This window comes from Syntrophobacterales bacterium (assembly GCA_019429105.1).
Lineage (GTDB): Bacteria > Desulfobacterota > Syntrophia > Syntrophales > UBA5619 > DYTH01.
Genome location: JAHYJE010000002.1, coordinates 1 through 19,118, shown reverse-complemented (window position 1 = coordinate 19,118; position 19,118 = coordinate 1). Strand labels below are relative to the sequence as shown.

General features: G+C 55.3%; 18 protein-coding genes. 5 read left to right on the top strand and 13 right to left on the bottom strand.

Annotated features, from left to right (window positions below):
• Position 1 precedes the first annotated feature (1 nt).
• The 7 genes from K0B01_00795 to K0B01_00765 all read right to left on the bottom strand — a co-directional run bounded on the left by K0B01_00795 (position 2) and on the right by K0B01_00765 (position 10,434).
• Positions 2-502: a hypothetical protein gene (locus K0B01_00795; protein ID MBW6484679.1), complete on the bottom strand. Its 501-nt coding sequence runs from the start codon at positions 500-502 to the stop codon at positions 2-4.
• Positions 503-709: 207 nt separating this feature from the next.
• A complete protein-coding gene (locus tag K0B01_00790; GenBank protein ID MBW6484678.1) occupies positions 710-1,507 on the bottom strand; it encodes a hypothetical protein in 798 nt (265 codons plus the stop codon).
• A 96-nt stretch (positions 1,508-1,603) separates the two neighbouring features.
• Positions 1,604-3,688, bottom strand: a complete 2,085-nt coding sequence (locus K0B01_00785; protein MBW6484677.1) for a YjbH domain-containing protein — start codon at positions 3,686-3,688, stop codon at positions 1,604-1,606.
• A gap of 370 nt (positions 3,689-4,058) precedes the next feature.
• On the bottom strand, positions 4,059-7,217 hold the full coding sequence (locus K0B01_00780; protein ID MBW6484676.1) for an SLBB domain-containing protein: 3,159 nt from the start codon (positions 7,215-7,217) through the stop codon (positions 4,059-4,061).
• A 357-nt stretch (positions 7,218-7,574) separates the two neighbouring features.
• Positions 7,575-8,528, bottom strand: a complete 954-nt coding sequence (locus K0B01_00775; GenBank protein MBW6484675.1) for a hypothetical protein — start codon at positions 8,526-8,528, stop codon at positions 7,575-7,577.
• Positions 8,529-8,881: 353 nt separating this feature from the next.
• Positions 8,882-9,187, bottom strand: coding sequence for a hypothetical protein (locus tag K0B01_00770; GenBank protein MBW6484674.1), 306 nt, complete (start codon positions 9,185-9,187; stop codon positions 8,882-8,884).
• A 65-nt stretch (positions 9,188-9,252) separates the two neighbouring features.
• Positions 9,253-10,434: an aminotransferase class I/II-fold pyridoxal phosphate-dependent enzyme gene (locus K0B01_00765; GenBank protein ID MBW6484673.1), complete on the bottom strand. Its 1,182-nt coding sequence runs from the start codon at positions 10,432-10,434 to the stop codon at positions 9,253-9,255.
• 741 nt (positions 10,435-11,175) lie between these two features.
• On the opposite strand from K0B01_00765, the gene K0B01_00760 reads away from it, so the two are divergent.
• On the top strand, positions 11,176-11,412 hold the full coding sequence (locus K0B01_00760) for a hypothetical protein (GenBank protein ID MBW6484672.1): 237 nt from the start codon (positions 11,176-11,178) through the stop codon (positions 11,410-11,412).
• Positions 11,413-11,605: 193 nt separating this feature from the next.
• On the opposite strand, the gene K0B01_00755 is transcribed toward K0B01_00760, so the two are convergent.
• A complete protein-coding gene (locus tag K0B01_00755; GenBank protein ID MBW6484671.1) occupies positions 11,606-12,778 on the bottom strand; it encodes an ATP-binding protein in 1,173 nt (390 codons plus the stop codon).
• Positions 12,779-13,046: 268 nt separating this feature from the next.
• Between K0B01_00755 and K0B01_00750 the strand changes: the two genes are divergently transcribed.
• Both K0B01_00750 and K0B01_00745 read left to right on the top strand, forming a co-directional pair.
• Positions 13,047-13,472, top strand: coding sequence for a type II toxin-antitoxin system VapC family toxin (locus K0B01_00750; protein MBW6484670.1), 426 nt, complete (start codon positions 13,047-13,049; stop codon positions 13,470-13,472).
• Positions 13,473-13,481: 9 nt separating this feature from the next.
• On the top strand, positions 13,482-13,703 hold the full coding sequence (locus K0B01_00745) for a type II toxin-antitoxin system Phd/YefM family antitoxin (protein MBW6484669.1): 222 nt from the start codon (positions 13,482-13,484) through the stop codon (positions 13,701-13,703).
• 11 nt (positions 13,704-13,714) lie between these two features.
• Here the strand turns inward: K0B01_00745 and K0B01_00740 are convergent, their stop codons facing one another.
• The 3 genes from K0B01_00740 to K0B01_00730 all read right to left on the bottom strand — a co-directional run bounded on the left by K0B01_00740 (position 13,715) and on the right by K0B01_00730 (position 16,384).
• Complete coding sequence (locus K0B01_00740) at positions 13,715-14,677, bottom strand: hypothetical protein (protein ID MBW6484668.1); 963 nt, start codon at positions 14,675-14,677, stop codon at positions 13,715-13,717.
• Positions 14,678-14,684: 7 nt separating this feature from the next.
• Positions 14,685-16,127 carry an ATP-binding protein gene (locus tag K0B01_00735; GenBank protein ID MBW6484667.1) on the bottom strand — a complete coding sequence of 481 codons (1,443 nt, stop codon included), beginning with the start codon at positions 16,125-16,127 and terminating at the stop codon, positions 14,685-14,687.
• 86 nt (positions 16,128-16,213) lie between these two features.
• The gene (locus K0B01_00730; GenBank protein MBW6484666.1) at positions 16,214-16,384 is read right to left on the bottom strand and encodes a type II toxin-antitoxin system PemK/MazF family toxin; all 171 of its coding nucleotides are present in this window, start codon (positions 16,382-16,384) and stop codon (positions 16,214-16,216) included.
• A gap of 195 nt (positions 16,385-16,579) precedes the next feature.
• On the opposite strand from K0B01_00730, the gene K0B01_00725 reads away from it, so the two are divergent.
• Positions 16,580-16,837 (top strand): hypothetical protein, encoded by a 258-nt coding sequence (locus tag K0B01_00725; protein MBW6484665.1) that lies wholly within the window; start codon positions 16,580-16,582, stop codon positions 16,835-16,837.
• Entirely contained in the window at positions 16,834-17,151 is a 318-nt protein-coding gene (locus K0B01_00720; GenBank protein MBW6484664.1) for a hypothetical protein, read from the top strand. Before K0B01_00725 ends, K0B01_00720 begins: the two co-directional genes overlap by 4 nt.
• A 17-nt stretch (positions 17,152-17,168) precedes the next feature.
• On the opposite strand, the gene K0B01_00715 is transcribed toward K0B01_00720, so the two are convergent.
• Entirely contained in the window at positions 17,169-18,467 is a 1,299-nt protein-coding gene (locus K0B01_00715) for an ATP-binding protein (protein ID MBW6484663.1), read from the bottom strand.
• A gap of 207 nt (positions 18,468-18,674) precedes the next feature.
• Positions 18,675-18,995, bottom strand: a complete 321-nt coding sequence (locus K0B01_00710; GenBank protein ID MBW6484662.1) for a hypothetical protein — start codon at positions 18,993-18,995, stop codon at positions 18,675-18,677.
• Between the last annotated feature and the right edge of the window lie 123 nt (positions 18,996-19,118).

Genomic DNA, 19,118 nt, shown 5'->3' with positions numbered 1-19,118 from the left:
ATCAATCCGGGTTCCGCGACCAGAAGGACTCGACCAGCCCCACCTTCCACCGGCCTTTTTCCATAGACATCCGGAGCACTGCCGGCTCTTTCGCCTTCTTGTAGAGGAGACGTATCTCCGCCCGCTCCTTCCTGAGCGTGCCGATGCTCCAGGCGCTCTGGTTGAGCGCGAGGTCCGGGTCAAAGACGCTCAGATAACCCTGCCAGTACTCCCCGGCAACGCCCTCGCCCCGCCGGAAGTCAGCGGCTATTTCCTCCCGGGAATGCTTGACTACGGTTTTGGAAAAACTTTTATACGTGTCCTTGACGATGGTTTCCTGGGACTTCTTTGTCAAAAACTCCCATACGGTTTTGTATTCTTTTGCCTTGAGTTTCACAAAGAAGGTTTCGGCCGCCACAAGGACGGCGTCGGTCTCACGCCCGTTCGTCTGCGCAAAAGCAAAATCGGCAAGGGGCGCTAATAAACAAAAGGCCATAATAATGGCCAATAACTTGTTTTTCATCGGCAGAATTGAGGGCGCCCTTAGTGCGGACGATGGTTTTAAATGACGATCCCCTTGAAAACGCTAAACTTCTTAGCCATTTTGCTTCGACGGAAACGAAAAACCGTCAAGTTTAGGCAGGAAGAACTCAAAGGTCACAGGGTGGGCTCAACCTTCAGAATTGAGCCCACCCTCGGAAACGCTAAAAACAAAGACCTGACCCACCAGCTACTTTACGTGGGTGGTGGTGGTATAGACATCGTTGCCTAAATTGACCACCTTGACCTCGATCGAGGCGCCGGGATGCCGCGCCGTGAGAATAGCTAACTGGGCTAGTCGCAAATTCTCCGCCCGCTGGGCTGCCGTGCCGGCGCCCGACTGGGTGATAACCCCTGATATTCCAGTCAGGGTGGCGGTGTTGACCGTCCCGTTCACAACCGCTGCGGAATAAATGCTCTGCAATGCCGCAAGCTGCGAGGGGGTATAGGATGAATAAAGGCTCTGCAATGCCGTGTACTGCGCGCTGCCGGCGGTGAGTCCCATTGACGCGGCGACGGTATTGAAATTCGCGAATTGAGCGGGGCTGAGCGTGTTTGCCGCCTGGGCCAAACTCGTCTGCCCGGCTGTACCCAGTGCCGTATTGGCAGTTGCCAGGGTCGAAAGGGCGGTTGTATTCAGGGTGCCCAGCGCATTCGACACGGTCGAAGCCGCGGTCGGATTCGTTGTCGCCAAAGCGGCGCCTGCGGCCGAGGCGGGCGAGGCGGCGGCAACGGCAGTGTCGGAGCCCCCGCTCGTGGCAATGGCGAGGGCCGCAGCCGCAGCGACGGCAACGCCGGCGGCGATCGTGCCGGTAGTCAGGCCAGCCGCAGTTCCTGTGCCTGCAGCCGCCCCGGCTGCCCCGGCGCCTTCAGCGGCCATTCCCTTGGCGGTGAATGCCGGAATGGCCAGGATATTGATGAAAAAAACAGCGGCGACAATCAAACTCATCTTTCCGAATGCACCTAACCTTACATTACCATTTTCCATAATTATTTTCCTCCTTTAGTATAGCGGCCCTTTCAATCGGATAACATTTCTTGTGATTCCCCGGATGACTAAATATCATTTCCCGGCCGTTTTCTACTAATGATATTTGTTTTTGTCAAGAGTTTTTCCCAGGAAAACATCCGTATTCCTCCCTATCAAGTCGAACAGGCTGGTAAAATGGTCAATGTCCTGCGCCACATCCCTCGTCCAGGGAGAGATCGCCTGCCCGTAAACCGCCCGCGACTCCTTGCCGGTGAAGAGCCGGATCGGGATCGAGACGGCAATTCCCTTGTCGTGATAGCCCCGGTTGTCGCTGTCCGCAAAGATCTTCGTATCCGTCACGCTGTACCAGGCCGAAAGGGTCACCCCGTTGATGAATTTGGACAGGGTGATCTTCGCCCCCTTGTCGCCCGCCAGAAACATCCCGTATTTCACGTCGAGGGCGATGTCGGACTGCGGGAAATTGAGCCTCGTATTGAAAAAGGCCGTTTTATAGTACTCCTTCACGGTATTTTCGGCAAGCTTCAGCGGATTATCGGGATCCCTTTTTTTTACCAAGCTGCCCCCCAGCCCCAGGAGCAGCCTCCCGCCCAGCGTCGGCAGCGCCGCCTCCGCATCGAGGCCCGCATACTGCATCTCCAGAATCCCCGCGGTAATTTTTGCATAGACCGAGGTTCCCGGAATCCTTTCCACCTGGTTGAACAGGAACCGCTCGAAGAGCGCCTTGTTCTTCAGGTAGTTTACGATATCGGTGCGAACCGGGATGGAGAGGGGCTCGTTTACCGTCTCCACATTGGCAAACGGATAGAGCGCCGCCCCCGCCACCAGGGAACCTCCCGCCCGGACCGGATAACTCGCCCAGAGCGAAAGCCCCACCTTGCCCTTCCAGAATCCGGAAGGGTCGTTGAGAAAGAGCTGCACCTGCGGCTTGTAGCCGATGACGTACCCCGGAGTCAGCTCCTTGCGACCCTCGGGGAGCGCCACATAGCCTGTGTCGATCGTTGCCAGGGAATGAAACTCCCCGTCGCTCAGCCGCTCTGCTGCATATTCCAGCAGATCCTCCGCCCCGGTCCGGTACGAATAGAGGGGAACCCCGTTTTCCTTGACGATGATCAGAATGCTGTCAATTCGTCCGTTTTTCCCCGAAGCGTTATGCTCCCTGACCATCGGCGCAATGGTAAAAAGCGCCTCCTGAACGCCCCGCGCATTGTAAAAGAAGCGGTTATTCTCCAAATCGATCGTCAGATCGCCGCCGGATAGCGTGATGCCGATGCTGCTGAAACCGCTCAAACCGAGCCCGAAGAGCATCCGTCTCTCCACGTCCATAAGCGCGATTTCCGGATGCTCCTTGTACCGGGGGGCGTAGATCGGAATCATCGGTTTGCCGATCTCGAACGGCATTGAAACATTGACGCCCCACTGGTTGCCCCGCTGCCAGGAGAGGGTGAGATCCGCCCAGTTATAGAAATTATAGCGGAACCCGAAGTTGTACGGCGAAGGAACCGCCTCGCTGAAATACCCGCCCCGCAGCGCCGGGTCGCCGGCCTGCTCATGGTAGCGGATCGGACTGTATTCAACCATGAAGGCATACCGGTCGGAAGGGGCAAACTGGATTCCCCCGAAGAACTGGGAGTCCGAAAGCCACCCCTGCCGGTCCTGCAGCATCTCGACTCTTATCCCTTCCCCCTGGGCGGGCAGAGGCCGCTTGCCGAACCGTCCGTTTCCGAAGCCGAGCGTAAAATCGAACGGGTAGAGCTGCTTGCTGGCGACTATGTACTGCGAGGCATAAAGACGCGTCCCGTGGGGGTCCATGATGCCGACCGCCAGCGCGGGGGAATATTTCCCCTCCGCAACAAACTGATATTTGACGTCAACGGCCTTGTCCTTGTAGTTCCCGTAGCCCTCCCAGTTCGTCCCCGGCTTATCTATCGAAACCATCGTCTCCGTCATCCGCCCGTCGATCTCCAGCCCCGGAAGCGGGCTGATGGCGCCGTAATAGTAGCGATAGGGCTCCACCTGACTGAAACCGATCCGGTAGCTGTTTTCCCGGAGCACCCGCGCCGAGGGAATCTCCATGAGCCCCGTCCCCCCCCAGTTGGCAGGGGCGGTAAACGGCTCATCGGCAGCAAAACCGGCAGCCGCGCCGATGAAAAGCATGAGCAGCGCCCCGAAAACCTTCACCGTGCGCTGTTCGCAGCGCGCGCTCCGGGGTATTGAGGAAGATTTGAAAAAAGCCCCGGTTGTCATTGCGGGCGCAAAAAAGCAATCTCGCAAGCTTCCGATAAACCATGAGTTTGCTTTGTCGCTCCGTTCCTCGCAATTACAGGAAGGGAAGAAATTCACAGTTCTCATTGCGAGAAGACAGAGGGCCGACCAAGCAACCCCGCAAGCATAAAAGCAACTTTTCAAAACTCTCCAATAATCAAGAAGAAGAACTGCAAAGCACGGTCTGGTCTATAAATAATCCCTTCCCGCCCTGTCAAGAAAATTATGCAGTTTATGTTAATTTTTTCACACCCCTGCCTGAAAAAACCGCCCGCCTCTCTTCCCGTTAGAAAAGCGCCTTGAAGACGCCCGCGGTCACGGCGGTGTTCACCAGAATCTGGGTTATGTCCTTGATCTCCCTGAGCCAGGCAATCTTCTCGACCTTCTCCGGGACGACTATCGTGTCGCCCGGCTCGATGGTTCTGACTTCCCGCTCAAACCCGGCGACCTCCCAGCGATCACGGGAAGAGCTCCAATTGAAGAAACCCCGGGAGAGTTTCCGGGCAGAACCATCCACCTTCAGGACAAAGATGTTGTCGGTGTCGGCATATTTGGCGTAACCGCCGGTCAGACCGATGTAGTCCTGATAATCCATCCGGCTTGCATAGATGAAGCTGCCCTGCGACATGACGGAGCCGGCGACATTGACCACATTATTGCTGGGGGGAATATAAAGGGTGTCTCCCTCCTCGAGTTCGATGTCGTACTCGCTGCCCTTGAGCAGGCGCAGATGGGCAATCCTGATCGTCATCCGTCCTGTCGCCTTCAATCCCCGCAGATAACCGACAAAATACTTCTTCTGCTCCAGCTCCGCCTTTTTCGCCGCCACCTCCTCGGCGGAGGTGGACGTGGAAAGCTCTCCGCCGGAAAGCAGCTCCCGCTCCATGCGGTCGGCCATCTCGGTGAGCCCTTTTTGCTGCATCGCCCGCACCGACTCCCGCGTGAAGAAGGCCCCTCGCAGGTACGCGTCATCGCTGTAACCGCCGGCGCGCTCGATCACCGCCGAGAGCCTCTCGCCCTTGGAAATGACATAGCGCCCGGGATACTTCACCTTTCCCGAGAGGGTTGCGTATTTCTCCACCCGCCAGTCGGAAATGGCCTTGATAAAAAGCCGGTCGTACGGTTTCAATGGCAGGTTGTGCTCCGGATCCCCCGCCAGGGCCTTGCCGAGGTTTATCTGCCGGTGGACAACCCGGGCACGGTTGTCTTGTTCGACTATTCGCGAGGAAATCTCCGCTTCCTCAAGCGACGCCGACTCGAGGACATTGCCGGCGGCGAAAACCAGATTGCGCACCGTCATTTGCTCCGCCAGCGGGTAGGTTCCCGGCTTCAGCACATCCCCCTCGATTGCGACGTTTTTCTTGTAAACCTTCTCCCAGAGCGAATGGACGATCAGGCGGTCGAGATCCTGCAGTTCGATGTTGTCCTGCGGCTCGCCGGCCAGCGCCTTCCCGAGATTGACCTTCAAGAGCGTCGTCTGCTTTGTCTTCCAGTCGGTCCGGTAGAGCTCCGCCTCGTCCAAAAGCGTGTCGCGCGTCTGCCCGCCCGCCTTGAAAAGCAGGTCGTTTACCCGCATCTTTTCCGTCAGGACGAACTCGCCGGGTTTTTTCACCTCCCCGCTGACCGAGGCGGTTTCCTTCCATTTTTCCTCATACAGGGAGTGGATCACCAACTGATCCTCATCCTCCAGCAGGATATTCTCCGCCGGATCTCCGGCCATCGCCCGGGCGACGTCAAAATAGAGGGTGAAAAACTCCTTGTTTTTGTCAACGCGGATGATCTCGCCCTTTTTCATGTAGGCGTCTTTCGTCAGATCCCCGGCGGTGCGGAGCGCGTCCTTGACCCGGCTGTTGTCCGAGAGTTCAAACCGGCCGCCCTTGCGCACCTCGCCTTTTACCGTGAAGTAGGGCTTGTCCTTGAAAAACCACTTGCTGAAGATATAAATGCTGTCCTGACGCTGCAGGAGCAGGTTGTTTGCAGAATCACCCCGGAGGATCAGGGCGCCGAGGTTGAAGGGGACCAATGTCGTTTCCATCCCGGGCGGCTGGAGCCGTTTGATCAATGCATAATCGAAATAGGTGTCCGGCAGGAAATCCTGCTCGTCTTTGAGAATATCGCCGAGGCGCATCCCCGGCGTCAACGCATATTTGCCCCCCCGCTTGACGTTTCCGTTGAGATAGACGGCATTGAAGTCCTTCTCCACGATGGGAAAAACCTTTACGATATCGGAATCATGCAGGATGAAGGACCGCGTGCGGGCGAGATTCTTGTCATCTATGTCGATGACTACCTTTTTCTCGTTTTTTACGGTGCGCTCCACCTGTATCTGCTGGGTGTAGGCCGTCGGAATGATCCCGCCGGCCAGCTCAAAGAGATATTCGAGGGAATAGTTGTCCTTCAGTTCGTAAATAGCCGGACGTTTGACGTTCCCGGCAATCCCCGCATAAGCGCCAACGACGGGGACAAACACGATGTCGCCCGCCTGGAGAGTAACGTCGTGAGATTTGTCCCCTTTCAGCAGCAGATCGTAGAGATCGTAGGTCTGAACTACCTTATCCTTTCTTCTGAGCTGGATGTTGCGCATCGAACCAATCTCCGACGGTCCGCCGGAGATGAGCAGCGCGTCGGTAATCGTCGCGAACGCGCCGATCGTGTAAGCGCCCGGCCTGCGGACATCGCCGAGGACAAAAACCGGAATCGTCCGGAGGGAGCCCATCGAGATATCGACACTGGTGCCGGTCATCTGCTCGGCCTGCTTGATAAGCTTTGCGGACATTTCTTCGAAGGTCATCCCGGCCACGGCAAGCGGCCCGACCCCCGGAATGTCGATCTTGCCGTCACGGTTTACCACGAGCGTGTAGGAGGCGTTCACCCTTCCCCACAGCGTTACCTTCACCTCGTCGTCCGGGCCGACGACATACTTGAGCGGGACGGGGACATCCTTGCGCTCCGTTATGATATTGACGGCCGCCTCCCGGAAAAAGTCGTAGCCGAACGGCTGGAGTTTGAGCGAGATATCCTGATATTTACCGATGTCCTGCGCGCGCTCGAAGAGGGTCCGTCCCTGCGGCTCCTCGGCGATTACCTGCTTGGGCTCCAGGGCAGTTTTATCTTTCTCTCCGGTCTTCAAAAGTCCCTCGCCTTTGGGGGTCTCTTTCTGCTGCTCACCCTCCTTGCCCTTCAGCAGCTCCCTGCCTTTAGCGACTTCTTCCGGTGATATTCCCTTAAATTCAGGCTTTTCTTTCAGGGCTTCAACGGCCTCCGGGGTAAGCTGACCTCCCGATTTAAACAGTTCCCGGGAAATTGCCTCCTTCTGCCCAACCGTCATCTTTTCGTAAACGGCTGCCTGCTCCGCAGTAAGAGCCGCCGCCGGCGCCGACTGGGCCCCTGCAAAAACCGGGATCATAATCAGGATACCAAAACACAATAGAGCCTTCTTGATCATTTTATCACCTTTCAAAAATAGGGACAGCAACCTATTTAATTAATATTTTTCCCCCCGTCTCAACCACAGCGGAGAGCTTGAATACCTGCCGAAATTAGGCATATCGAGACGCTTCGAATTGCTCGCGAAACTCAACAAATCGTCATCCCGTCGAAAGACGGTATCCAGTATTTTCGGTATCTTCTGGATTCCAAGTCAAACCAGGAATGACAAAAAAGTAGATTTTCCAAGGTTTCATATCGTCATGCCTCCAAAAACCGGCATCCAGTTTTCTCAAGACTTCCGGACAAAGGCTTGCGCCGGAGCGACAACCGAAGGCAGGCTTTCGCGGAAACCGGGATTCCGAAGCCCGGCAGTTCAGGCCTTCTGCGCCGGCCCGTCTTTCGTGCGGAAGCGCAGATATTTGCGCAGATTAGCCAGCCGCTCCGGGTCTTCCCGTGTCCCGATGTTTTTTATGTATTCGAGAAAAAAGGCAAGAAAGATCGCGATGAAAAAGGCCACGACCACCGTCAGCAGGCAGATTTGCGCCCGCTTCGGCTTGAACTTGCGCTCCGGGACAAAGGAGGGGTCAATAATATTGAAACTATAATATTTTTGGACCTTGGCCAGCGTCTCCGTTTCGATCTGCTTCGCAATGAGTTCATAGAGCTTGTTTTTCAAAAGCGGGTCGGTGGTCAGTGCGAGCTGCTGGTAAAGGTGCTTTTGCTGCGCCAGAGCCTCTTCGAGCTTCTGCTGCCGCAGAAATTCACTCATCCCGACCACGAAATAATCGAGAATCTGTTTCGCCTGCGCCGGGTCTTTCGACTGAAAGGCGACCGTCATTACGTTTTTCTTCTTGTCCGGCTTGACATCAAGCAACGCCTCTACCGCTTTGTAGATGTCTTCCGTCTTCGGGGGCTCATCCTTCCATTTTTTGGCGGCCGCATCCCAGCTATCCTCAAAGAGCACCGGCAGCAGGTTCTTCTCCCGGACGATCGCGCCGGTCAGCTCCCGGCTCTTGAGAACGACCTCGAACTGCTCGAGCGATCCGCCGGCGCCGATCCCCCCCTCGGAGGCGATCATTGCGCCGAAACCGCCCAGCGCCGACAGGGCGCCCCCCTTTTCCTGGGCCGTGGGCGCGATCATCACCTCGGAGCGGTAGATGTTCGTCATCAGCAGGCTTGCCACGACCGCGGCGACGCCTGCCAGAAAAACGACCGAGATGATCATCACCTTATGCCGCAGCAAGACAATGAACAAATCCAGGAGGTTGATTTCATCCTCCTCCGGCATCGCGCCCTGATATTCAGACTGTTTTAAATCATTCTGCATCATCAACCTCGGGGGTCAGGTCTTTAAATTAAGTGTTTTTCTTATGAACACACTGCCAACTGCCTATCGATCACCTTGTGAAAACCTATATTTTCTTGTCGATATCATAAATTATCCCAACGGTGCAAACACTTCTTTTATTTTAATAGGGACAGAAACCTATTTAATTCCACTGTAAACCCCGATGAACCTCATCGTCAACGAATTGATATCCTGGCTAATCTGCTTCAGATTGCCGATATTCGCCATGCCTGTGAGGCTGAGCGACCAGGCGCCGGCAAACGTTTTCACCGCCGGGTTCGCGCTTCGAGGTTGACAACCTGCCGCACCTCGATCTTGATATTGTACGAAAATCAGTACTTCTCGCTTTCGTGGGTGTTGACGTTCACGTAGAAGACCGGTTGCCCCGGCGTCTTCGGCCACTCCTCGCGGGAAAGGACGCGGATGCCCGCCTTCGTCAATTGCCGCTTGATGTCCCGCTGGATGCCCGCTTTGTTCAAATCGAATTGTTTCGCATACTTCTCATACTTGAGCAGATTCGGCTGGAGTTCTTCGACAATCACATAAAACCCCGCAAGTCCCTTCAGCGTCCGGCGATTAATCTCCGAATCCTCCGCGAACGCCCGCGCGGCGACGCACAGCGACAAAACCAGCAGCAACCAGCTAAATTTCTTGGCGTACAGTCATCTCATCGTTCCCCCCCGTTTTCAATAGGTTTCTGTACCTATTTTAACAAACGGCGACAGGCGTCGTCGAGCACATCGTCATCCTTCGCGAAGCAAAAACGCACGAGGTTCTCTCCGCCGTTGTCGTGATAAAAGGCGGAGCCGGGAACGCCGGCCACACCGGTTGCATGCAGCAGGTGCATCGCCTTTTCCTTGCTCGTTTTTCCGGGAACGCCTGCCACATCCGCAAGTACGTAATAAGCCCCACCCGGCACATGGGGCGCAAGCCCGGCCCGCGCCAAGGCATCGCAAATTTTGTCGCGTTTTGCAAGATATTCCGCAGCGAGTCCCCGATAATAATCATCGCCCAGCTCCATCAGCCCTCTGGCGACGCCTACCTGCAGCGGCGCCGGGGCACAGACATAAACCAGATCGTTGAAATAGCCGATGACCTGCGCCCAGCGGGCCGCGGCCAGGCAGTAGCCGATCCGCCAGCCGGTGATGCTGAAGGTCTTCGAGAGGCCCGAGATCGTGATCGTCCGCTCCTTCATCCCCGGCAGCATCGCCAACGCGCTGTGCCGATTGCCGTCATACAGAAAATGCTCGTAAATTTCATCCGTAAAGACAAAAAGATTATTTTCCTCGGCAAATCCGGCGATTATCTGCAGTTCCGCCTCGGAAAAAACCTTCCCCGAGGGGTTCCCCGGCGTATTGACCAGCAGCGCGCGCGTCTTCGGGGTTTTTACCCGTTCGAGGTCCGCGCGGTCAAAGGACCAGTTGGGCGGCGACATCCGCAGATAGGCGGGCACGGCCCCGGTCGCCACGATGGTGTTTACATGATACCCGTAATAGGGCTCAAAGACGATCATCTCGTCGCCCGGGTTGAGCAGGGCCAGGCAGGTGCAGTAAAAGGCCCCCGTCGCGCCGGCGGTCGCAATAACCTCCGTTTGCGGATCGACGATCATCCCGGTAAAGCGCCGCTGCTTGGCGGCAATCGCCTCGCGCAGCTCGATGAGCCCGGCATAGTTGGTGTATGTATTGATCCCCGCCTCCATCGCCTCCGCGGCGCCGCGCCGAACCGCCGCCGGCGCCCCCGTATCGCAGACCCCCTGCGCAAGGTTGATCCCGCCTACCCGGTTGCATTCAATCGTCATGTTCCGTATTTCCGACTGCATGACCCACTCATGCCGCAGCGCCGGTTCAAGTGCGGGGGTCAGGTCTTTAAATTTAGCGTTTTTCATCTGAACATAAACCTTTCTAAAACTAAGGGACAGAAACCTATTCCCCGGACTTCCGGGGGCAGCCCCGCGTCAGGGCTTCAGTATGCGACCAAGGCGCTCTTCCACGCCCTTGATGAAATCGGTTTTATCCTCGCCCGACGTCCCAGAAATTGCCGCCGGTCCGTCACGGTGTCCGCAGAAAACTATGGCCCGACAGGAAGGGGGCACTCTCACACGCAATATGGGCTTTAGCGCTCGACCAACTGTAATCACCCGGCGCGGAAACGAGGCCGGCGCGCAGCATATTTCGTTCCACGTACCGGACAGCCGCTTGCACATGACGCTCATACAAGGCACAGGGGAAAAAACGCCCCTGCCAAAGATGAGCGATGGTGTTCCTCTTTTTGCTGAAGCCCCGGACATTTTCATGTGGACGGCGTGCAAAGTTCGGGAGAGCGAATCCGGCTGCCGGGAAACGCACACCAGGTGGACGTGGTTCGGTATGCCCATATCTCAAGATCGTATTGAATCCAAATACTTGCGATAATCAGCCGCCTCTGCGAAGACCGTCTGCCGGTAATTTTCCCGTTTCGCAACATGGTGGGGGCAACCGACTGCTATGGTACAGGATATTCTGAATATTTTGGGGGGTTATAAGCGAGGGAAGGCTCGCTTGTCAATAAAAAGGTTTCTGCCCTCTTTTTTACTTGACTTTGGTGAACACATTCATTGAGAATTGTCCATCGAGGTAAACAATTTAAGATGGATAGGGAAATTCTCAAGAAAATCAATGCGGAATGGCTGTTGGAAAAGACATTGCCGTCTCTGGTGAGACGGGATGCGCCGGAAATTTCCCTCGAACAATCAGCGGACATCATCGCCGTGGCCGACCCAAGAAGAGCGGGAAAGACCTGGTATCTGTATCAACTGATCCGGGACCTCCTGACAACGGGAAAAGCTCGCCGGGAAGATATTCTCTTCGTCGATTTTGAAGCTTAACAGTGTCGTCCTTCCCCACGCGTCAATTACGGGGCTCAATTCCTTCAACCTTACGGCTTACGGCCTGCCTGCTGTCCTACGCTTAAAAACTGACTGTTGCCAGTCAGCCTCCAAGGACTCGCTACCCGGTGGATGGCCTTCATGCCGGGGCAGGATTTCCTCCCGTTTGATTACACGACCTTGCCCGGCCGCACTAAAGACCTGACCCCCAAAATTCCCTGAAGGGAATGGCATCGATTCGGTCAGCCATTGGATAAGCATGTTCCCCTGCATGGATAACCGCAAGATGATCGAGCTTGAGGCTCTCCAGGGCGGAACGTATGGAAAGCGTCAGGCGCGGGGCGGTCGTCCGTTTGATCTCAAACCCGAGGCGCTGCGAGCCGCGAATGACCAGGAGATCGAGCTCGGCGCCACTGTGAGTTGCCCAGAAATAACACTCTTCAGGCTCGGCCCCGAGCCGCTGGATGATCTCCTTAATGACAAACCCCTCCCACGAAGCGCCGATCTTGGGGTGGTTTTCCAGGTCGTCCTGAGACTGGATTCCCAAAAGGGAGTGGAGAATTCCGCTATCCGAGAGATAAATTTTTGGCGCCTTCACCTGGCGTTTCCCCAGATTTTCGTGCCAGGGCTTCAATTGTCGCAACACAAGAGCTCCGGTCAGCATATCAAGATAATTGCGAACCGTTGTGTGTGAAACACCGAAGGCGCGCGCCAATTCACTGCCGTTCCATACCTGCCCGTGGTAGTGGGCAATCATGCTCCAGAATCGGTAGAGGGTGGCAGCGGGGATACGGATACCCAACTGCGGAATATCGCGTTCAAGAAAGGTTCGAATAAAATCACGTCTCCAAAGAAAGCTCTCCTGTTCTGAAGAAGCCAGGAACGAGGGCGGGAAACCGCCGCGCCGCCAGAGTGTTTCTTCATCATTGACTTCATCGAGAGCAAATCCGTCAAGCTCGTGATAGACGATTCTGCCGGCCAATGATTCGGAACTCTGCCGCAAGAGCAGCGGCGAGGCGCTCCCAAGGATAAGAAAACGCGCAGGAGTTCCGGGACGATCGGCCAGCACTCGTAAAAGTGGAAAAAGATCGGCCCGCAACTGGATTTCATCGATCACAACCAGACCACGCAGACGCTCCAGCGCAAGCTTCGGCTCATTCAGGCGCGCAAGATCGTCCATGTCCTCCAAGTCGAAGTGCGCGGCAGCACCGCCAAACCCGGCAGCGATTTCTCGGGCCAGGGTCGTTTTTCCCACCTGACGCGGTCCCAAAATGGCGACTACCGGGGCGCGTTCAAGGGCGTCCAGCACGATGCCCTTATGGCGAGGGCGAGGTATATTTTTGACAGGTCGCTGTGGAATCATCATGGTTGAATTATGCCACACAACGTTTCATATTTCAATACAAAAGCCATCTTTAATCACGGTAATTTTGTTCTGTCCGCAACAGGCGGAAAATAGCGGGTTTTCCATTTCCGCCCTTCATTTGAAATCAGGTACTTGCATGGAGAACAAAATTATCGTGTCCCCACTTTGGGGGAATGGTTGGGGTGGGGGATGAAATAAATAGGTTTCTGTCCCTGATTATGCCCCGGCAAAACGCTAAAAAACGAGACCTGACCCCCAAAAATTGACGTTGACAAAAGGAAATACTGCACGTACAATTGTACCTATGAAAATAATTGCTGACACAAATACATTCATCGCCGTTGCCTTAAATGAACCTGAAAGACATAGAATTATTCGACTTACCGAAGGCCATGAGTTAATCGCGCCTGATGTTTTACCGTTTGAAATCGGAAATGCATTAACGGCGATGATGAAGAAAAACACCTTGCAAAAGGAAGAAGTCTTATCAGCGTGGGGGGCTATACAACAGATACCTGTCGATCTGAGACCTACCGACATAGAATCGGCATTAAGCATCGCAATTCAATTTAAACTGTACGCATACGATGCATATTTCCTGCAATGCGCCAAAGACCTCCATAGCCCGTTGCTTACGCTGGACATAGCAATGCAACGGACAGCCCGCGAGTTGGGAATTACAGTTCTGGAATGAGGAGATGTCATGAAGGTTTATACGTACTCTGAAGCGAGACAGCGTCTTACTAATGTTCTTGATATCGCCCGAAATGAAGAAGTCGTTATCAAAAGAAAGGGCGGAGAAACATTTTCAGTCATTTTCAGGAAAGAGAAAAAATCGCCCTTTGACGTTCCGGGAATCCAGACGAAAGCAACCACAAAGGATATTCTTGCGGCAGTAAGAGAGTCAAGGGAACAGGATAAATAGGGGCTCTGTCACTATTTATCGAGGATGGTGCGGGCGACGACGAGGGCGGGGTTGTCGGGGGAGGCGGGCTGGACAGCCCACTTCACAAGCGAAAAATGCGGGCGGATTGCGCCGCCCGCATCGGTTTTTGCGGTGATCTCGATTCCGGTGATGCAGCGCGGAAGGACGCAGGCGCCGGTGTTGTAATAGATTGCCTCGGGGCCTTTCTTCCGGGCGATCCCCGGCGGGCCGCTGCCTCCGCCCTCCATGATCCGCCGTTCGGTCAGCGACAGCCCCTCGAACACCGACCGGTGGGTGTGGCCGGCGACGACGACCGTCGGGTGCATCGAAGAAAACGGGGCCAGGTTTAAACCTGTCCCCGTTTCCCCTGTCCCCTTTTCACCCCTCGCCAGCTCCATCAGCTTTTCATCAACCCCGTTGCAGCGCCCCGGATTTTCCGCCGTCCGCGTCGTCGGATCGCCGATATTGATGTTCTGCAAGCCCCGCCAGAGATGCCTGATCCCCCAGCGGGCCAGCCGCGCACGCCATCCGTAGCAGACCGGGTCGGCCTGGTGGCCGTGGAGGAAGAGCACGCGTCCCCCCTCCCCCGCGTCGAGGAGAGCCGCCTCATAGACCTCGATCTCCGGGAAGATCGCCCGGAGCGGCCCGGGGTCGTCCTGCCAGTCGAGATCATGGTTCCCCCGGATTTTGATGTAGCGCGTCCGGGCGGGGTCGGGGTCGTGAAACTTCGCCAGCAGATCGTAAACCGACGTGTGGGTGATGTAAATCTGCGCGAAGTCGCTGTTTTCCCAGAGCTCCTCGGCATCTCCCAGCTCGATCAGCGTGAAGCCCTCGCGCAGGTAGTGCTCCAGAGCAACTTTGTACGTCATCGAATTGCGTGCAAATTCGTCCCCGGCGGAGCCATCCCCCCGGTGGCAGTCGGAAAAGACAATGTGGCGACTGTCGGCCTTCAACTCATGCGTGATGACCTTCATTGCTGTCTCACCCCGGCAAAACGCTAAAAACGGAGACCTGACCCCCAAAACTTGTTAAAAAGAGATCCCCGCGTTCTTTGGCGAGTTTTTCCAGATTTGCAGTAAAGCCGGAGCGGCTGAAAAGGACGAAATATTCCTTTCGTTCCCCTTTGCGCCAATCCACCAGCTTCGCCTTCCTTTCCAGGTCATCCAGGATGTCCGTGCCGACCGGGTTGACGCTCCATTTGACCTCTCCGAAAACAGCGGCATTTTCATCCTCGGCCAGTCCCACAATATCGATTTCGCCTTCCTTGCTCCACCATCGCCCCACCCGGTTGCATTGGATACCCCCCGGCAACCCTTTGCGAACCTGGGAGCGGCAGACCTCCTCGTACGACCACGCCACGAATTGGTCGAGGGAAGGCCTCATCTTCCGGTCCAGAACATAATCGCTTTGCCCCTCTTCGAGGAAACTCCGGTTGGGATAGACGTAATGGAACCAGAAACGGAAAAAATGATCTTCAAGAAGGTAAATGCCCTTTTTGCTTTTCTCGAAGCCCCACTCCGTGACGGGTACTTCGCGCCGGATGACCTTCAGATCGGTCAGGACGGAGAGGTACTTGCCGACCATGTTCTTTTCAAACCCCGTTTCGTTGATTATTTCCGCAGGGCGGGTTTTTCCCATCGAGATGGCCCGCAGAATGGAAAAGTAGTTGCGGGGCTCCCGCAGATCTTCCCGCAGAATGAAGTCCGGCTCGCGGTAGAGATAGGCCTCCGGGGCAAGGATGCGGCGCCGGACATTCTCGCGAAAATCGTCGGCCGGGTCGAATTGCAGGAGATAGGCGGGCGTCCCGCCCAGGGCGCCGTAAAAATACATGAACGCGTCGTCGGACAGGCCCGGAAAAAGGTTTTTCGCATCGGTAAAAGAGAGCGGTTCAACGAGAATCTGGCCGGTGCGCCTGCCGAACAGCGGCGATTTGTGGCCGAGGACCTCCGTTTCCATCATGCCCATACTGGACCCGAGCAGGATCATAAAAACGCCGGCCTGGCTCAATTCTTCGTCCCAGCCCTTCTGAAACAGGGACGGAATGGCCGGATTGCTTTCGATCAGATAGGGAAATTCATCGAAGATCATCACGAAATTCCCTTTTGAGACGATTTCTCCTGCCGGGGCGGGAGCACTTTTTGACTTGATATATTTGAAGAAATCGTGCCAGGTTCCAAACCCGCGCGAGAGAAGAAAGTCGTCCTGGAAATAGAGACCGACCTTCTCGGAAAGCTGGGCAAGCTGGTCTCTGTCGGGCGCCTTGTCGGCGAGGAAGTAGATATGGGGCAAGTCCCGGGAAAATTCCTTGACCAGGGCCGTCTTGCCGACGCGCCTTTTTCCGTAAATCACCACGAATTGCGATTTTTTTTCCTGCCAGGCGCGGCGCAAAAAAGAAAGTTCAGTCTCTCTGTTGACAAAAATCATGATTGTTCCTCCCCGCTCAAGGTTACACGCAAGTAACTTACTCGTGAGTAATCAGCTTGTCAAGGGGGGAAATAAGGGCTCTGTTCCTAAAACGAGAAAACAACTTTCAGGGCGTGATCAATCATACGCATATCATCTTGTTCTAATTTGCCCCGCACCTTTGACAATCTCAAGCGATAGTCAATCGGACGGGTTTGCAGACAGTCGGCGACGGACTTCTTGTCCAGTCCGTTTATTCGAGACGGAGTAAGAGTCACATTAACGCTTCTGGGCGGGAAAACGAAGTTTAATGTTCATAATCCATTTTTTAACCATTTGAAATCATGGATGCCCGACAAAAGCACTCGGGCATGACACGGAGTTTTGCAATTACCCACTCATCTGCCAATTATTCTTTTTGACACCGGCTCAGTTCATGTGTACGATGGGAACATACTCAAAGGAGGTACACCATGCCCAAAACACGAATCAACATCAGTCTCGATCAGGATATCGCGGATTTCGCCCGGATTTTTGCTGCGGAAAACCGCGTCACTGTTGCCGATTTGATGACGCAGTATCTGCTCAACCTGAAAAGAACGGTTGATGGCAGAAACGCCGAGTTCATTTTTGCCGACCCGGCCTTTCAGACCGCCATGCAGGAAACCCTGACCCGCCTCCAGGACGGCTCGGCTGTGTGGCATACCTACGACGAGGTGTTTGCGGAATGATGGAAGCGCGTTTCGCGACAGCTTTTCTCGATGCTTTAAAGAAGCATGCGTCCATCAGGAAACTGGTGAAAAGCAAAGTTGACATGATTCTTGAGAACCCCGTTTCAATGGGTGAGCCGTTGAAGGGAAATTGGCAAGGGTTCTATTCCTGCCCAGTCAAAAGCAATTTCATCATCATTTACCTGTTCTGCGAGGTCTGCCGGAAAAAGGGCGATGATGCCGTCATCCTCTGCTCAGACTGCGGAACGACCCCTGACCAGACGGTCAAGTTTGTGTTGCTTGTGCCGCATGATCAGGCATATGGGGCCCATTAGTAAGTAGGGCTCTGTCCCTATTCAAACATGTTGTTCGGGGTTTGAAAATCAACTTGGCAGTTGTCGATCGTCTGGGTGGTTTCCAGGGAACGGTTCAGGATCACGAATTTTTCCGGGTGGTAGGCGTCGATAAAGCTGCGGCCGGAACGACTGAGCCCGGGCCGATCCAGCTCGGCGAATTTGACTTCCATGGCCATGATTTTCCCCGCCTGTTCGACCACGAAGTCCAACTCGCCCCCGCCCTTGCTTCTCCAGAAATGGATGTCTGAAGTCAGCGGCAGACGTTTGTAAAGCTCCGAGAACGCCCAGTTCTCCATCAGGGCGCCTTTGTCGGTTCTCAACAAAATATCGTCCGAAAAGGCATTGAGCAACTGATTCCGTATCCCGTTGTCGATAAAAAATATTTTGGGCGCCGTGGTCAGTTCCCGGCGCTTTCCGCCGGCAAAGGGCCGGACCACTTTGACGATATGGCTCTCTTCAAGAATTTCCACGTAGGCATGGATCGTGCCCGCGTCCACTCGACACACCGAAGCCAGTTCCGAAAAATTCACAAGATTTCCGGCTTGTCCTGCCAGCAACGTGAGGAGCTTCCGGAAAACATCCACCCGTTTGATACGGAAGAGATCCGATGCGTCTCGCAGTATCAAGGCTTCGGTCAGGTCGGAGAGCAGGCGCACCCGATCCTGGTCCGCGGGCGCAAGATAAACGGCCGGGTAACTGCCGTGGATCATCTGCCGGTGGAAAATTCTCTCGCATAAACTCCTCATGGCGACAGGGTTCTCCGGGTTTTCCTGTCGCATCAATTCCTTAAGACTGAACGGCAGCAGCCGCAGCCGGTCCGCCCTGCCCGCGAGGGATTCCCTTGTCTTGCTCATCAGGTGGAAGGATGAAGAACCGGTCACCAGAACGGGGAGGCCCAATCTGGCATCTACCAGCCCCTTCACGAAGATGCCGGCGTCGGTCAGGTGTTGGGCTTCGTCAAGAAAAACGGCCCGGATGAAGGAGTAGCGCTCCCGGAGCAGCGAAACAAGCTCCACGGCAGCGCCGAGGACCGAGCGCAGGAGCGGGTCTTCCAGATTGAGGTAAAGGATATTGGGCGCAAGAGGTTGGAGAAGGCGCCAGGCAAGGGTGGACTTCCCGGATTGACGGGGGCCGACGACGAGGAGGGCGCGATCATTCCGGAGCGAAACCGGTTCAGGCTCACGCAGAACATAGGTTCCGGGCAGATAGCGACGAATCAACCCGTCGGCCTGGTCAGGCTGCGTCAGCCAGGGATTGTATTGGAGTATCCGGTTTTGGACTTCGCCACTCAACATGGCCGCTGTCTATCCTGTCTGATAATGATTGTCAATCATAATTAACCAGCACTAATAGGGACAGAAAAAGTCGAGTAGATCAGTTTCTCCCGCTGCTACAGGTCGATGTTTGTGTTCTCCGTTCCCGCCTGGTTTCCCGGCGGTGCCACATTATCTCAACCATACATCAGTTGTCGCTGACCCCTCTCAGAACCGTGCTTGCGCTATTTACGCACACGGCGTCTCGCTCAAGGCTCTGAGCGCATCATGACAGCTTCGCTTCGGACGGAACCCGTACGAGTCCTTTATAAAATCCTGCTCGTACACCTGCTCCAGTATCCGCACCAGCCCTGCCTGCACAAGTTTGTCTTCACAACACGGTATTCCCAAGGGGCGTTGTTTGGCACTGCCCGGCTTGGGTATATAGGTGCGCCGGACAGGTTGCGAAATGTATGCCATCCGGTGCAGCCGCCCTATTAAATCTGAGAGGTTGGCGTCCAGATTGTGAAGATTAAGCTTCGCTTTCTCGGCGTACATATTCTCAGTCATACCCTGCTTATGTCATTATGTCAATATGTCATTGTTGATTGATCAGGGACGGCGCCCTATTGTTCCAGCACTTCCCGCGCGATAGTCAGTGCCCGCCCCGCGCCCTGGGCGGCATAGCCCCAC